Origin of the sequence: Streptomyces sp. NPDC004134, assembly GCF_042874195.1 — a bacterium.
In the GTDB taxonomy this organism is placed as follows: Bacteria; Actinomycetota; Actinomycetes; order Streptomycetales; family Streptomycetaceae; genus Streptomyces.
Genome location: NZ_JBIAMS010000002.1, coordinates 194,135 through 206,546, shown reverse-complemented (window position 1 = coordinate 206,546; position 12,412 = coordinate 194,135). Strand labels below are relative to the sequence as shown.

General features: G+C 74.8%; 15 protein-coding genes. 8 read left to right on the top strand and 7 right to left on the bottom strand.

Features of this window, described 5'->3' with window-relative positions:
• Positions 1-25: 25 nt before the first annotated feature.
• Together ACFYVJ_RS04160 and ACFYVJ_RS04155 are read left to right on the top strand one after the other, a co-directional pair.
• Complete coding sequence (locus ACFYVJ_RS04160; protein WP_388886437.1) at positions 26-601, top strand: transglutaminase family protein; 576 nt, start codon at positions 26-28, stop codon at positions 599-601.
• A 263-nt stretch (positions 602-864) separates the two neighbouring features.
• Positions 865-1,533, top strand: a complete 669-nt coding sequence (locus ACFYVJ_RS04155) for a B3/4 domain-containing protein (RefSeq protein ID WP_388886435.1) — start codon at positions 865-867, stop codon at positions 1,531-1,533.
• A 180-nt stretch (positions 1,534-1,713) separates the two neighbouring features.
• On the opposite strand, the gene ACFYVJ_RS04150 is transcribed toward ACFYVJ_RS04155, so the two are convergent.
• The gene (locus ACFYVJ_RS04150; protein WP_388886433.1) at positions 1,714-2,451 is read right to left on the bottom strand and encodes a lysophospholipid acyltransferase family protein; all 738 of its coding nucleotides are present in this window, start codon (positions 2,449-2,451) and stop codon (positions 1,714-1,716) included.
• A 174-nt stretch (positions 2,452-2,625) separates the two neighbouring features.
• Between ACFYVJ_RS04150 and ACFYVJ_RS04145 the strand changes: the two genes are divergently transcribed.
• From ACFYVJ_RS04145 to ACFYVJ_RS04130, 4 genes are all read left to right on the top strand, one after another.
• Entirely contained in the window at positions 2,626-3,075 is a 450-nt protein-coding gene (locus tag ACFYVJ_RS04145; RefSeq protein ID WP_388886431.1) for a TlpA family protein disulfide reductase, read from the top strand.
• A gap of 137 nt (positions 3,076-3,212) precedes the next feature.
• Positions 3,213-3,998, top strand: coding sequence for an electron transfer flavoprotein subunit beta/FixA family protein (locus ACFYVJ_RS04140; RefSeq protein ID WP_388886430.1), 786 nt, complete (start codon positions 3,213-3,215; stop codon positions 3,996-3,998).
• 60 nt (positions 3,999-4,058) lie between these two features.
• A complete protein-coding gene (locus ACFYVJ_RS04135) occupies positions 4,059-5,021 on the top strand; it encodes an electron transfer flavoprotein subunit alpha/FixB family protein (RefSeq protein ID WP_388886429.1) in 963 nt (320 codons plus the stop codon).
• A gap of 184 nt (positions 5,022-5,205) precedes the next feature.
• On the top strand, positions 5,206-6,132 hold the full coding sequence (locus ACFYVJ_RS04130) for a hypothetical protein (protein ID WP_388886427.1): 927 nt from the start codon (positions 5,206-5,208) through the stop codon (positions 6,130-6,132).
• 28 nt (positions 6,133-6,160) lie between these two features.
• Here ACFYVJ_RS04130 and ACFYVJ_RS04125 read toward each other — a convergent pair whose 3' ends face one another.
• Positions 6,161-6,613: a winged helix-turn-helix transcriptional regulator gene (locus tag ACFYVJ_RS04125; RefSeq protein ID WP_388886425.1), complete on the bottom strand. Its 453-nt coding sequence runs from the start codon at positions 6,611-6,613 to the stop codon at positions 6,161-6,163.
• Between the two features lie 94 nt (positions 6,614-6,707).
• On the opposite strand from ACFYVJ_RS04125, the gene ACFYVJ_RS04120 reads away from it, so the two are divergent.
• Both ACFYVJ_RS04120 and ACFYVJ_RS04115 read left to right on the top strand, forming a co-directional pair.
• Positions 6,708-7,946, top strand: coding sequence for an MFS transporter (locus tag ACFYVJ_RS04120; protein WP_388886423.1), 1,239 nt, complete (start codon positions 6,708-6,710; stop codon positions 7,944-7,946).
• Between the two features lie 74 nt (positions 7,947-8,020).
• Positions 8,021-9,319, top strand: coding sequence for a DUF6986 family protein (locus ACFYVJ_RS04115; RefSeq protein WP_388886421.1), 1,299 nt, complete (start codon positions 8,021-8,023; stop codon positions 9,317-9,319).
• Positions 9,320-9,394: 75 nt separating this feature from the next.
• On the opposite strand, the gene ACFYVJ_RS04110 is transcribed toward ACFYVJ_RS04115, so the two are convergent.
• The 5 genes from ACFYVJ_RS04110 to ACFYVJ_RS04090 form a co-directional block, all read right to left on the bottom strand.
• The gene (locus ACFYVJ_RS04110; RefSeq protein ID WP_388886420.1) at positions 9,395-9,640 is read right to left on the bottom strand and encodes a S1 RNA-binding domain-containing protein; all 246 of its coding nucleotides are present in this window, start codon (positions 9,638-9,640) and stop codon (positions 9,395-9,397) included.
• A 31-nt stretch (positions 9,641-9,671) separates the two neighbouring features.
• The gene (locus ACFYVJ_RS04105) at positions 9,672-9,836 is read right to left on the bottom strand and encodes a hypothetical protein (protein WP_388886418.1); all 165 of its coding nucleotides are present in this window, start codon (positions 9,834-9,836) and stop codon (positions 9,672-9,674) included.
• Positions 9,833-11,026, bottom strand: coding sequence for a fumarylacetoacetate hydrolase family protein (locus tag ACFYVJ_RS04100; RefSeq protein ID WP_388886417.1), 1,194 nt, complete (start codon positions 11,024-11,026; stop codon positions 9,833-9,835). Before ACFYVJ_RS04100 ends, ACFYVJ_RS04105 begins: the two co-directional genes overlap by 4 nt.
• Positions 11,027-11,130: 104 nt before the next feature.
• Positions 11,131-11,262, bottom strand: a complete 132-nt coding sequence (locus ACFYVJ_RS04095; protein ID WP_388886415.1) for a hypothetical protein — start codon at positions 11,260-11,262, stop codon at positions 11,131-11,133.
• Positions 11,263-11,308: 46 nt separating this feature from the next.
• Positions 11,309-12,295, bottom strand: a complete 987-nt coding sequence (locus ACFYVJ_RS04090; protein WP_388886804.1) for a LacI family DNA-binding transcriptional regulator — start codon at positions 12,293-12,295, stop codon at positions 11,309-11,311.
• Positions 12,296-12,412 lie beyond the last annotated feature (117 nt).

Below are 12,412 nucleotides of genomic sequence, written 5' to 3'. Positions count from 1 at the left end.
GCCGCATGCCTATACGCTCCTCTGCATGGAACTCCAGCAGGAGCGGCCCGACCTGTCCGCGTACCTCGCCGCCGACGCGGTCGTCGACCACGAGCACCCGCTCGTGGCCGGGACCGCGTACCGGCTGCGCGAGGTCGCGGAGGCGCCGGAAGCGTACGCCAAGGGGGCCTACGAGTTCATACGGGACACCATCCCCCACTCCAACGACGCCGGGGACCTCCGCGTCACCTGCCGCGCCTCGGACGTGCTGAAGGCCCGTACGGGGATCTGCTACGCCAAGGCCCATGCCCTCGTCGCCCTGCTGCGCGCGCAGGGCATACCGGCCGGCTTCTGCTACCAGCACCTCGGCGTACTGCACGGCCTGGTCGCGCTTCGGCTGCCGGGGCGCGACTGGATCCGCCAGGACCCGCGCGGCAACAAGCCGGGCGTGGACGCGCAGTTCCGCCTCGACCGCGAGCAACTGGCCTTCGCCCCGGACCCGTCCGCGGGCGAGCGCGACGACCTGCTGGTCCGGGCGACGCCCCACCCGGCTACGCTCGAAGCGCTCCACGCGGCCACCGACCGCCGCCACCTGGACCGCATCCTCCCCACCGCCCTGTAACCCCGGCCCCCGCACCCGCCCCGGCCCCACGCTCGCGCCGCACCCCACGCCCGCGCCGGACTGCACGCCCGTGCCGGCTTGCACACCCCCGAAAACTCCAAAACCCCCACACAACCCCGCACACCCGCCCAAGGGTAGGCCGCCCCACTGACAAAGCCGCCGCCCGCGGCACCCCCGCGGACCCGCCTCCCGTACCGTGCCGTACGCCCCGGCACCACCGCGGCCCACCAGCCCCCGACCCGCCCCGAGAACAGAAGGACCGCATGACCCTCCGCACCCACGTCGCCGACGACGTACGCGCCCTCGCCCCCGGCTTCGCCCACGTCACCGTCGTCGCCCGTGGCCTCGTCGGCGGCCCCAGCGACGCCGCAGGCGCCGCGCTCCTCGACGACGCCGCCCGCCGCCTCGCCGCGCGCCTCGGCGACACCCCGCCGCAGCAGGACCCGCACATGCAGGCGTGGCGGGCCGCGTACGCCGCCTTCGGCGCCAAGCCGTCCAAGTTCCGCAACTCCGCGGAGGCGCTCGCCCGCCGCGCCCTTGCCGACGCCGGCCTGCCGCGCATCAACCGGCTGGTCGACATCTACAACGCCGTCAGCGTCGCCCACCTCGTCCCCGTCGGCGGCGAGGACACCGACCAGACCGACGGCGACATGCACCTCATCCGCGCCACCGGCGAGGAGCGCTTCGACGAGGAGCACCCCGACGCCGGCGAGGTCGTCTGGCGCGACGGCGCGGGCGTCACCTGCCGCCGCTGGAACTGGCGCCAGGGCGTCCGTACCCGCCTCACCGAGGACTCCACGAACGCGCTGTTCCTGCTGGAGCGGCAGGAGCCGATGACGTACGAGGAGCTGACCGCCGCGGCCGAGGAGCTGGCCGAGGCGCTGCAGAAGAGCTCGCCCGGCGCCGAGATCGAGATCCGCGACCCGGCCTGAGGCCGGCCCGCCACCCTGAACCTCACCCTCGACCTGACATCGAGATCGAGATCGAGATCGAGGGTGAGGCTACGGCCCGTCGAGGCAGGTCCGGCGATACGCCCCGGCCCTCCGCCGCGCAGCTCCGGCCCCCGCAGCGCAGCCCCGGCGCCCGCCGTGCGGCCCCCGGCCGCCCGCCGCTCAGACCCCCGGCGCCGGCGCGCTGCCGCCCAGGTGCGCCGGCTGCCACCAGTCGTCCTCCGGCCCCCGCGGGCGGTCCGGGTACGCGTGCTGCGCCGCCTCCAGCAGCTCCTGGATCCGCCCCTTGAGCCGCTCCGTCAGCTTCTCCGCGTCCTCCTGCGCCGCCCCGGCCGGCGCGTCCGCGACCCCGTCCCCGGTCGGCACCGGCGCGCCCAGGCGCATCGTGATGGGCAGGTGGTTCCGCCCGAAGTCCCGCGTCCGGCCCTTGGTCCAGATCCGCTGCGTCCCCCACACCGCCATCGGCAGCAGCGGCACCCCCGCCTGCTGCGCGAGCCGCGCGGCGCCCGACTTGAACGACTTCAGCGTGAACGACTGCGAGATCGTCGCCTCCGGGAAGACCCCGACGACCTCGCCGGAGCGCAGCGCCTTGAGCGCGTGCGCGAACGCCTGCCCGCCCTGCGCGCGGTCGACCGGGATGTGCTTCATCGCGCGCAGCAGCGGTCCCGAGACGCGGTGGCGGAAGACCGACTCCTTGGTCATGAAGCGCACGAAGCGCTTCGCCGGCCGGGCCGCGTAGCCGCAGAAGACGAAGTCCAGGTAGCTGATGTGGTTGCTCACCAGGACCGCGCCGCCGCGGCGCGGCACGTGCTCCTGGCCCTTCAGGTCGATCCGCAGGTCCATCGCCTTGAAGGCGGTTCTGCAGATGCCGACGACGGGCGGGTACACGAGGTCTGCCATGCCGGGCTGGTCCCTTCTCCGGCCCGGAGGGTCAGGAGCTCCCGGCGGAAGTTACGCGTGCGTAGGTGCGTACACCCCGATCGTGCACGACGTGTGCGCCCCGCGCCAGACCCACCCCTTCGGCGTGACGGGATCTTGTCATTGACCACGCGGCGGTGCTGCATGCTGGAATGCATGGCGGACGGCACGACGGAACGGGCGGCGACGGAACGAGCGGGGACGGAACGGGCGGCGGCCGAGCGGGCGGTGGGGCAGCGGGTGGAGCGGCTGACGGCGGCGGACCTCGACGCGCAAGCGCTGGGGGAGCGGGCCACGCTCGTGCAGTTCTCCAGCGCCTTCTGCCGCCCCTGCGCGGCCACACGGCGCGTCCTCGCGGACGTGGCGGGCATGGTCGCGGGCGTGGCGTACGTGGACGTGGACGCCGAGAGCCACCTCGGGCTCGTCCGCAGGCTGGAGGTGACGAGGACGCCGACCGTCCTCGTGCTGGACGCGGACGGCCGGGTCGTACGACGTGCCGCGGGCCTGCCGCGCAAGGCCGACGTCATCGCCGCGCTGGGAGCGGCGATCACGGAGGAGCCGAGGCGGGCGGAACGGGTAGGAAATGTCACAGCCGGTCGACCTTGAGCGAAGGGCGCTCGCACGGGTTTACTGGCGAGTAATAAACTGGACGGCGACCACCGGATCCGCCCGGTGGCAGCCGTCGATGACGCCTATGCTGCCAGCACGGCAGTGTCTCGATACGAAGCGGTGGGAGAGCCGGCGTGAGCTTGAGGATCGTTGTCTGTGTGAAGTACGTGCCCGACGCCACCGGCGACCGGCACTTCTCCGATGACCTGACCACCGACCGCGAGGCCGTCGACGGCCTGCTGTCGGAGCTGGACGAGTACGCGGTCGAACAGGCCCTGCAGATCTCCGAGGCCGCCGGCGACGCGGAGATCACGGTGCTGACCGTGGGCCCCGAGGACGCGCGCGACGCGCTGCGCAAGGGCCTGTCCATGGGCGCCGACAAGGCCGTGCACGTCGAGGACGACGAGCTGCACGGCACCGACGTCATGGGCACCTCGCTGGTCCTGGCCAAGGCCGTCGAGCACGTCGGCTACGACCTCGTCGTCTGCGGCATGGCCTCGACCGACGGCACGATGGGCGTGCTGCCCGCGATCCTCGCCGAGCGCCTGGGCGTGCCCCAGGTGACCCAGCTCTCCGCCGTCGCCGTCGCCGACGGCAAGGTCACCGGCCGCCGCGACGGCGACGCCGCGAGCGAGCAGTTGGAGGCGGCGCTGCCGGCCGTCGTGTCCGTGACCGACCAGTCGGGCGAGGCCCGTTACCCGTCGTTCAAGGGCATCATGGCGGCGAAGAAGAAGCCGGTGGAGACCCTGGACCTGGACGACCTGGGCATCGACGCCGAGGAGGTCGGCCTGGCGGGCGCCTGGACCAAGGTCGAGGACGCCACGAAGCGCCCGGCGCGCACCGCCGGCACGATCGTCAAGGACGAGGGCGAGGGCGGCAAGCAGCTCGCCGAGTTCCTCGCGGGCCAGAAGTTCATCTGAGGCCCCGCACCCCCTTCGCCGTTCCGCCTTCCGCCCTCGTATCGCAGGAGAACGAGATCCATGACTGAAGTCCTCGTCTACGTCGACCACGTCGACGGCGCCGTGCGCAAGCCGACGCTGGAGCTGCTGACCCTCGCCCGCCGGATCGGCGACCCGGTCGCCGTCCACCTGGGCCCCGGCGTCGACGCCGCGGCGCCCGTGCTCGCCGAGCACGGCGCGGTGCGCGTGCTGACGGCCGACGCCGCCGAGTTCGCCGACTACCTCGTCGTACCGAAGGTCGACGCCCTGAAGGCCGCCTACGACGCGGTGCAGCCGGCCGCCGTACTGCTGCCCTCGTCGGTGGAGGGCAAGGAGATCGGCGCCCGCCTCGCGGTGCGAATCGGCTCCGGCATCATCACCGACGCCGTGGACGTCGAGGCCGGCGACGACGGCCCGGTCACCACGCAGGCCGTGTTCGCCGCCGCGTTCACCACCCGCTCGCGCGTCTCGCGCGGCACCCCCGTCATCACCGTCAAGCCCAACTCCGCCGCCCCCGAGGCCGCCCCGGTCGAGAGCGCCGTGGAGCAGTTGACGTTCGGCTTCGGCGAGTCCGCTGCCGGTACGAAGGTCGTGGGCCGGACCCCGCGCGAGTCGACGGGCCGCCCCGAGCTGACCGAGGCGGCGATCGTCGTCTCCGGCGGCCGCGGCGTCAACGGCGCGGAGAACTTCCGCATCATCGAGGAACTCGCCGACTCCCTCGGCGCGGCCGTGGGCGCCTCCCGGGCGGCGGTGGACGCCGGCTGGTACCCGCACTCGCACCAGGTCGGCCAGACCGGCAAGACGGTCTCGCCGCAGCTCTACATCGCGGCCGGCATCTCCGGCGCGATCCAGCACCGGGCCGGGATGCAGACGTCGAAGACGATCGTGGCCGTGAACAAGGACAACGAGGCGCCGATCTTCGACCTCGTCGACTACGGCGTCGTCGGCGACCTGTTCGCGGTCGTCCCGCAGCTCACCGGTGAGGTCAAGGCCCGCAAGGGCTGAGCGCGGCGGGCGAGCGCGGCTCACCGCGCTCGCCGTGCCCTGCTGCCGTTCGGAAGGGCCCGCGGCGTGTGCCGCGGGCCCTTCCGCGTGCCTGGAGACGTCGCGGAGGTGCCGCGGAGACGTCGCGGAGGTGCCGCTGTGGCGCCGTGGTTGGGGGCGTGCGGCGCGTGGGAGGATGCGGCGCATGAGCGCGAGCGGTGGCACGAGCCCGTACGCCTGGCTGCCGCGGGGCGCACGGGAGTGGAGCCCGCCGTACGGCGGGTTGCCGGGCACGTGGCCGCGGTTCACGGCGGCGTACGCCCTGCTGGTGCTGCTGCGGATCACCGGGGACGTGCCGGTGCCGTGGCTGCTCGGCGCGGCGGCGGTCGTCGGCGCGGCGAGCGTGGCGGGGTACTGGCTGCGGCGGCGCGGGTTCCGGCCGCGGGGCGGCAGTTGGGTGGTCGCCGAGCGGGGTGCGGTGTCGCTGGTGGTGCCGGGCGGTGCGGCGGGGGCCGCGGTGCGTACGACGGTCGCGGGCGGGGGCCGGGTCCTCGGCGGTGCGGAGGCGGCGGCCGCGCTGCGCGGGGCGGCGGCGCTGCTGCGCGCGGCGGACCGGGACGCGGCGCTGCCGGCGGCGGTCGCGCCGGGCCCTGAGCGGGACGGCGGGGCGCTGTACGCGGTGTACGACGAGGCGTCCGCCTTCGTGCTACGGGCCGGCGCCCCCGGCGCGGCGCGCGCGGGCCGGCCGGGCGGGAAGCCGGACCGGGGGACGCATGCCCGGCAGCGGGCGCTCCTCCTGGACGTGGCCCGGGAGTTGGGCGCGGAGGTGCCGCCGGGGGACGTCCCGGGCGGCGCGGCCGGCGTAAACGGTGCGGCCGGTGTGGACGGCGCGGGCGGCCCCCGTGACGTACCGGACGAGCAGACTCCGGCCGGGCGCGCCGCCGCGTCCCTGGCGGCGACGGCCGCCGCGGCCGCCGGAACCCCGCTGCCGGGCACGGATCCCGGCGTACGCCCCCTGCCCTGGCCGCCGCACCGCGCCGCCGCCGCGACGGCGGACGGTGCGCTGCGCCTGCTGACGTTCGCGGTGCCCGTCGCGCTGTGGGCCGCCTGGCTCGCGGGCGCCTGGTCCTGAGGCGCCCGGGGCCGGTGCCACCCGCGCGTCACCCGGCCGGGACCTTGCGTACCTCGGTCTCGCCGGGACGCAGCCGCCGCCCGTCCGCCGACAGCACCTCGAGGCCGCGCAGGCGCCGCCCCTCCCGCCGGTCGAGCAGCTCCGAGTGCGGTTCGCCGGGCGCGAAGGCGTTCTCCTCGCCCCACTGCCGCAGCGCCACGATGACGGGGAAGAGCGCCTCGCCCTTCGGCGTCAGCACGTACTCGCGGTAGGCGCTGCCGTCCGAGGCGGGGACGGAGGCGAGGACGCCGCCGTCGACGAGGGTGCGCAGCCGCGCGGTGAGGATGTTCTTCGCCACCCCGAGACCGCGCTGGAACTCCCCGAACCGCCTGCTGCCGTCGAAGGCGTCCCGCACGATCAGCAGCGACCACCAGTCGCCGATCGCGTCCACGGACCGGGCGACGGGGCATTCGCTGTCGTCGAAGCGCGTCCTGGCCACCATGGCGGTCTCCTCTCAAAGTCGGTTGCAACATGCTACCAAGCCGGGCTACCGTCTTGCTGGTAGCAAGATGAAACCAAATCGAGGGGGAGTGCCCATGCCCGGCAGAGCCGACGCCGCGACCCGGCGGGCCGAAGCGCGTAGCGAAGAGAGACCCGCCCTGTCCCGCGGCGTCGTCATGCTGTTCGCCGTCGCCTGCGGCGCCGCGGTGGCCAACGTCTACTTCTCCCAGCCGCTCCTGGTGGCCATGGGCGACGACCTCGCCATGAGCCCGGCGCTCGTCGGCGGCATCGTCACCCTCACGCACGTCGGATACGGGATCGGGCTCTTCCTGCTCGTGCCGCTGGGCGACATGGCCGACCGCAGACGGCTCGTCGTGGCCCAGTTGCTGCTGCTGGTGGCGGCGCTGGCGGTGGTGGCCGCCGCGCCGACCGCGGCGGTGCTGCTCGCGGGAATGGCCGCGATGGGGCTGCTCGCGGTCGTCACGCAGACGCTGGTGGCCTTCGCCGCGTCGCTCGCCCCGCCCGCCGCGCGCGGCCGGGTCGTCGGGCTGGTCACCGGCGGCGTGGTCATCGGCATCCTGCTCGCCCGTACCGTCTCCGGCGTCCTGGCCGACCTCGCGGGCTGGCGCTCCGTCTACCTCGCCTCGGCCGCGCTCACCGCCCTGCTCGCCCTCGTCCTGCACCGCGTGCTGCCGCGGCGCGGCGGTACGCCCCCGGCGAGCCTGCGCTACGGCCAACTCCTGTGCTCCACGGTGACCTTGTTCGTACGGGAACCGCTGCTGCGGCTCCGGGCGCTCTTCGGGCTCCTCGTCTTCGCCTCGTTCAGCACCCTGTGGAGCAGCGTCGCGCTGCCGCTCAGCGAGGAGCCGTACTCCTGGTCGCACAGCGCCATCGGGATGCTGGGCCTGATCGGTGTCGTCGGCGCCCTGGCCGCGTCCGCGGCGGGCCGCCTGAACGACCGCGGGCTCTCCGGGCGGACCACGGGCGCGGCCCTGGCGCTGCTCGCCCTCTCCTGGCTGCCGCTGGCCTTCACGCGCGGCTCGCTCTGGGCGCTGATCGCCGGGGTGATCCTGCTCGACCTCGCCGTGCAGGCGGTCCACGTCACCAACCAGACCCTGATCTACGCGCTGCGCCCCGACGCCGGCAGCCGCCTCATCGGCGGCTACATGGTCTTCTACGCGGTCGGCAGCGCCACCGGCGCCATCGCCGCGACCTCGCTCTACGCGGCGGCCGGATGGAGCGCCGTCTGCGCGCTGGGGGCCGGGTTCAGCGGGCTCGGGTTCGTGCTGTGGGTGGTGACCCGGCGGGGCGCGGCGGTGGCACGCGGGGCGTGAGCGCTGTCCGTTGACGGTTCGCGGACGCCCGGATATGTTCGGATTCAACGTTTTGTTGAACATCGGGAGGGCGCATGGTGGCGCAGGACGACTCGGCCCCGACGTCGATCGGCGCCACCGTACGGGCCCGGATCGCCGCCGCCCTCGGACCCGTCGACGCCGAACTCGCCCGCCGGTACCCCGGCGACCCCGGCACCCGCCAGCCCGTGCACACCGTCTACGTCCCCGCCGACGCCTTCGGCGCCCGTACCGTACGGGAATGGGGCCGCCAGGCGCTCGACGCCCTCGACGCGCACGCGCCGGACGCCGGCGTGCTGGCCGCCGCGCTCGGGCTGCCGGCCGGGGCGGCGGCGGAGGTCTACGACCGGGTGCGCGCCAAGCTCGTGCGCGAGCCGGTCGAGGACCTGCGCGTCGACTTCGAGGACGGCTACGGGCCGCGCCCCGACGACGAGGAGGACGCCGCGGCGGTGGCCGCAGCCCGGCTGATCGCGCGGGCCGTCGCCCGCGGGGGTGCGCCGCCGTACGCCGGCATCCGCGCCAAGTGCCTGGAGGCCGCCGTCCGCGACCGCGGCATCCGCACGCTCGACCTCTTCCTCACCGCGCTGCTGCGGGCCGGCGGCGGCACGCTGCCGGCCGGGCTGGTGCTGACGCTGCCGAAGGTCACGTACCCGGAGCAGGTGAGCGCGATGGCGGCGCTGCTGGGGGAGTTCGAGCGGGTGCACGGCCTCGCGGCGGGGCGGCTCGGCTTCGAGATCCAGATCGAGACGACGCAGGCGATCCTCGGCGCGGACGGCCGCGCCACGGTCGCGCGGATGATCGACGCGGCGGGCGGGCGGGCGACGGGGCTGCACTACGGCACGTTCGACTACAGCGCGGCGTGCGGGGTGAGCGCGGCGCACCAGTCGATGGACCACCCGGTGGCGGACCACGCGAAGGCCGTGATGCAGGTGGCCGCGGCGGGCACGGGCGTACGGCTCTCCGACGGCTCGACGAACGTGCTGCCGGTGGGCGGCACGGCGCAGGTGCACGCGGCCTGGCGGCTGCACTACGGGCTGGTGCGGCGGTCGTTGGCGCGGGCGTACTACCAGGGCTGGGACATGCATCCGGGGCACCTGCCGACGCGGTACGCGGCGGTGTACGCGTTCTACCGCGAGGGCCTGGACGCGGCGTGCGCCAGGCTGACGGCGTACGCGGGGCGCGCGGGCGGGTCGGGCGGCGCCGTACTCGACGAACCGGCGACGGCCCGCGCGCTGAGCGGCTACCTGCTGCGCGGCCTGGACTGCGGGGCGGTGGACGAGCCGGAGGTCACGGACCGAACGGGCCTGGGACGCACGGAACTCGACACGCTGGCGGGCCGCCGGCCGCGGGGGTGAGGGCGGGGCGGCTGCTGGCCGGATACGGCGGACCCGCGGGCCGGCCGGCTGCCGGCGCGGCCCCCCCTGTTGCGGTCATGTGGTGGTCGGGGCGTCATCGGCGCGGGTTGTGCGGGCCCGGGTCTGCGACAGGGAAATGCGGTGGCGCGCGATGTCGACTTCGGTGATCTTCACGGTGAGCGCGTCGCCGACCTCGACGGTGTCTCCGGAGGATTCATCCAGCTCACTGGAGTGCACGAGCCCCTGGAAGCCGTCCGCCCGGTCTTCGATCCGGACGAAGACGCCGAACGGCACGATCCTGGTGACGGGTCCGGTGACCACCTGCCCTGTCCGCTAGACGTAGGGCAGCACGTCACTGCCCGCCTGAGGCCGACAGTGCGGATGCGTTCCGGTGGCGTTCGAGGACGCGGTGGACGGTGGCGCGGCTGACGGAGAAGAGCCCGGCCAGGTCGGCGATGGTGTGCTCGCCGAAACGGTGTTGCCGGACAAGGTGGCCCTGCCGGCGGGGAGAGGTCATGACGCCGGCGTCCCGAGCAGGCCGCGGCGGGCGAGGTTGGCGTACAGGGAGCGGATGCCCGCCTCCCACGGGGGTGCCTGCTCGCTGGTGGTGACCGTGTTGCGCAGGGTGCCGAGGAGAGGCGTCGAGATCTCCACCAAGTCGCCCTCGCGGTGCGTGAAGCCGCTGCCCGGTGCGCCGCGGTCGGCGGTGGGCGCGAAGAGCGTGCCGGTGAACAGCACCACGCCGTCCGGGTATTGATGGCGGCGGTTCACGGCCTGGGCGACCAGGGTCTCCAGCGGCCGGCTGATGCGCGCCATGTCGGACGAGTCGCGCAGCACGAAGCCGTCCTCGCCGCGCACCGACAGGGCGATCGTCGCGTCGCGTACGGAGTCGACGGTGAAGGTGCCGTCGGTGAGGCGGACGAACGGGCCGAGGGCGGTGGAGGCGTTGTTGTCCTTCGCCTGGGGCAGGAGGAGGGCGCTGCGGCCCTCGACGTCGCGGAGGTTCACGTCGTTGCCGAGGGTGACGCCAGCGATGCGGCCGTCCGAGGCGACGACGAGGACCAACTCGGGCTCGGGGTTGTTCCATTCGGAGACCGCGGCCACGCCGATCCGCGCCCCGTACCCCACCGCCGACAGCACCGGGCCCTTGGTGAAGATCTCCGCGTCCGGCCCGAGGCCGACCTCCAGGTACTGCGACCACAGCCCCTGCTCGCGCAGCCACGCCAGCAGCTCGACGGCCTCCGGGCTGCCGGCCCGTACCGTCTCCAGCCGGGTGCCGAGCCGCGCGCCGATACGCGCCCGGATCTCGTCCGCCGCGGCGGCGACGCCGCCCGCGCGCTCCTCGATGACCGGCTCCATCATGCTGTCCGCGAACGTCACCCCGGCCGCCTTGAGCACCTGCAGATCCACCGGCGCCAGCAGCCGCGCCCGCGCCGCGTCCCCGGCGGCGGTGGCCGCCAGCACCTCGTCCAGCGGCCAGATCCGCCCACCCGCGGCCCCGCGGACGCGCCCGGCGGCGTCGGGGTGCTCCAGCAGATCCGAGACGGTCGGTCCGAGGGCGGTGACGTCGACGAGGACGTCGCCGCGGACGGTGACCAGACTCGGGCCGCCGTCGGCGGGGTCGAGCAGGCGCCCGACCAGCAGGGCGGCGTCCGCGTCGGCGGGCAGCACGTCGGCGGGGGCGGAGGGGATCTCACGGGAGGCCATGGGATTCCGGCCTTTCTGTGCGCGTGGCGGCGGTGCTCGTACGGACTTCGCATGATGATCGGAACACACCCCCCGTGGAAAGGGGGAGGCGGGAGGGCACGGCGTCAGCCGACGGTCCGGACGCCGGGGATGTCCAGCCGGGTGAGGGGCGTGCCGTCCGGGTCGTGGCAGCCCTCGGAGATCACGGAACACCGGCAGCAGACGCTCGGCCCGTAGCCGAACGCGGTTCCCGGCATGGCGAAAGCCGGGTCGCCCCGGGGGGCTCGGCACCGTGCCCGGGCGTCACGGCGCCGGCGGCTGTTCGCCCGAGCCGCGGGTGATCAGGCGGGTCGGCAGGACCAGCCGGTCCGGGTCGCCCACCGCGCCGTCCAGGCGCTGGAAGAGGCGGGCCGCCGCGCGGCGGCCCAGTTCCGCCGGGTCCTGGGCGACGACGGTGACCCCGGGGGAGAGCAGGTCGGCCATCTCGAAGTCGTCGAACCCGACCAGCGCCGCCGCCCGCCCGCCCGCCGTCAGCGTCCGTACGGCCGTGACCGTGACCCGGTTGTTGCCCGTGAACAGCGCGGTCACCGCGTCAGGCCCCGACGTCATCCGTACGCACTCCGCCGCCACCCGCGCCGGCTCCGTGCTGCCCAGCGAGGTCCACCCCGCCGCCACCGGCAGCCCGGCGTCCGCCATCGCCGACCGGTAGCCGCGCAGCCGCTCGGCGGCGGTGTGGATGCGGGGGTGGTCGCCGATGAAGCCGATCCTGCGGTGCCCGTGGCCGGCGAGGTGCTCGACCGCCCGGCGGGCGCCGCCGTAGTTGTCGGAGAGCACGGTGTCGGCGCTGATCCGCCCCGGCGGCCGGTCGACGAAGACGGCGGCCACGCCCGCGGCCAGCTCCGGCTCCAGATAGCGGTGGTCGGTGCTCGCCGGCACCACCACCAGCCCGTCCACGCGCCGCGCGCACAGCGCGAGCACCAACTCCTCCTCGCGCGCGGGGTCCTCGCCGCTGGAGCCGTGGATGAGCAGCGAGCCGTGGGCGCGGGCGACCTCCTCGACGGCCCCGCTGAGGGGCGCGTAGAACGGGTCGGCCAGGTCCTCGAGCACCAGCCCGACGGTGGCGGTGCGGCCCTTGCGCAGGATGCGGGCGCTGTCGTTGCGGCGGAAGCCGAGCGCGTCGATGGCCTCCCGTACCCGCCGCTCGGTCTCCTGCGTGACGCCGGGCTCGTCGTTGACCACCCGCGAGACGGTCTTGAGGCCGACGCCCGCGCGGGCGGCGACGTCCTTCATCGTCGGACGGCTGCCGTAGCGGGGCCGCTGCGGGCCGGTGAGGTGATCGGACACGCGCCCGATGATAGGGGCTAGACAACGTTGTCACGGTACGGGCAGACTGTCCGCGCACCGCAT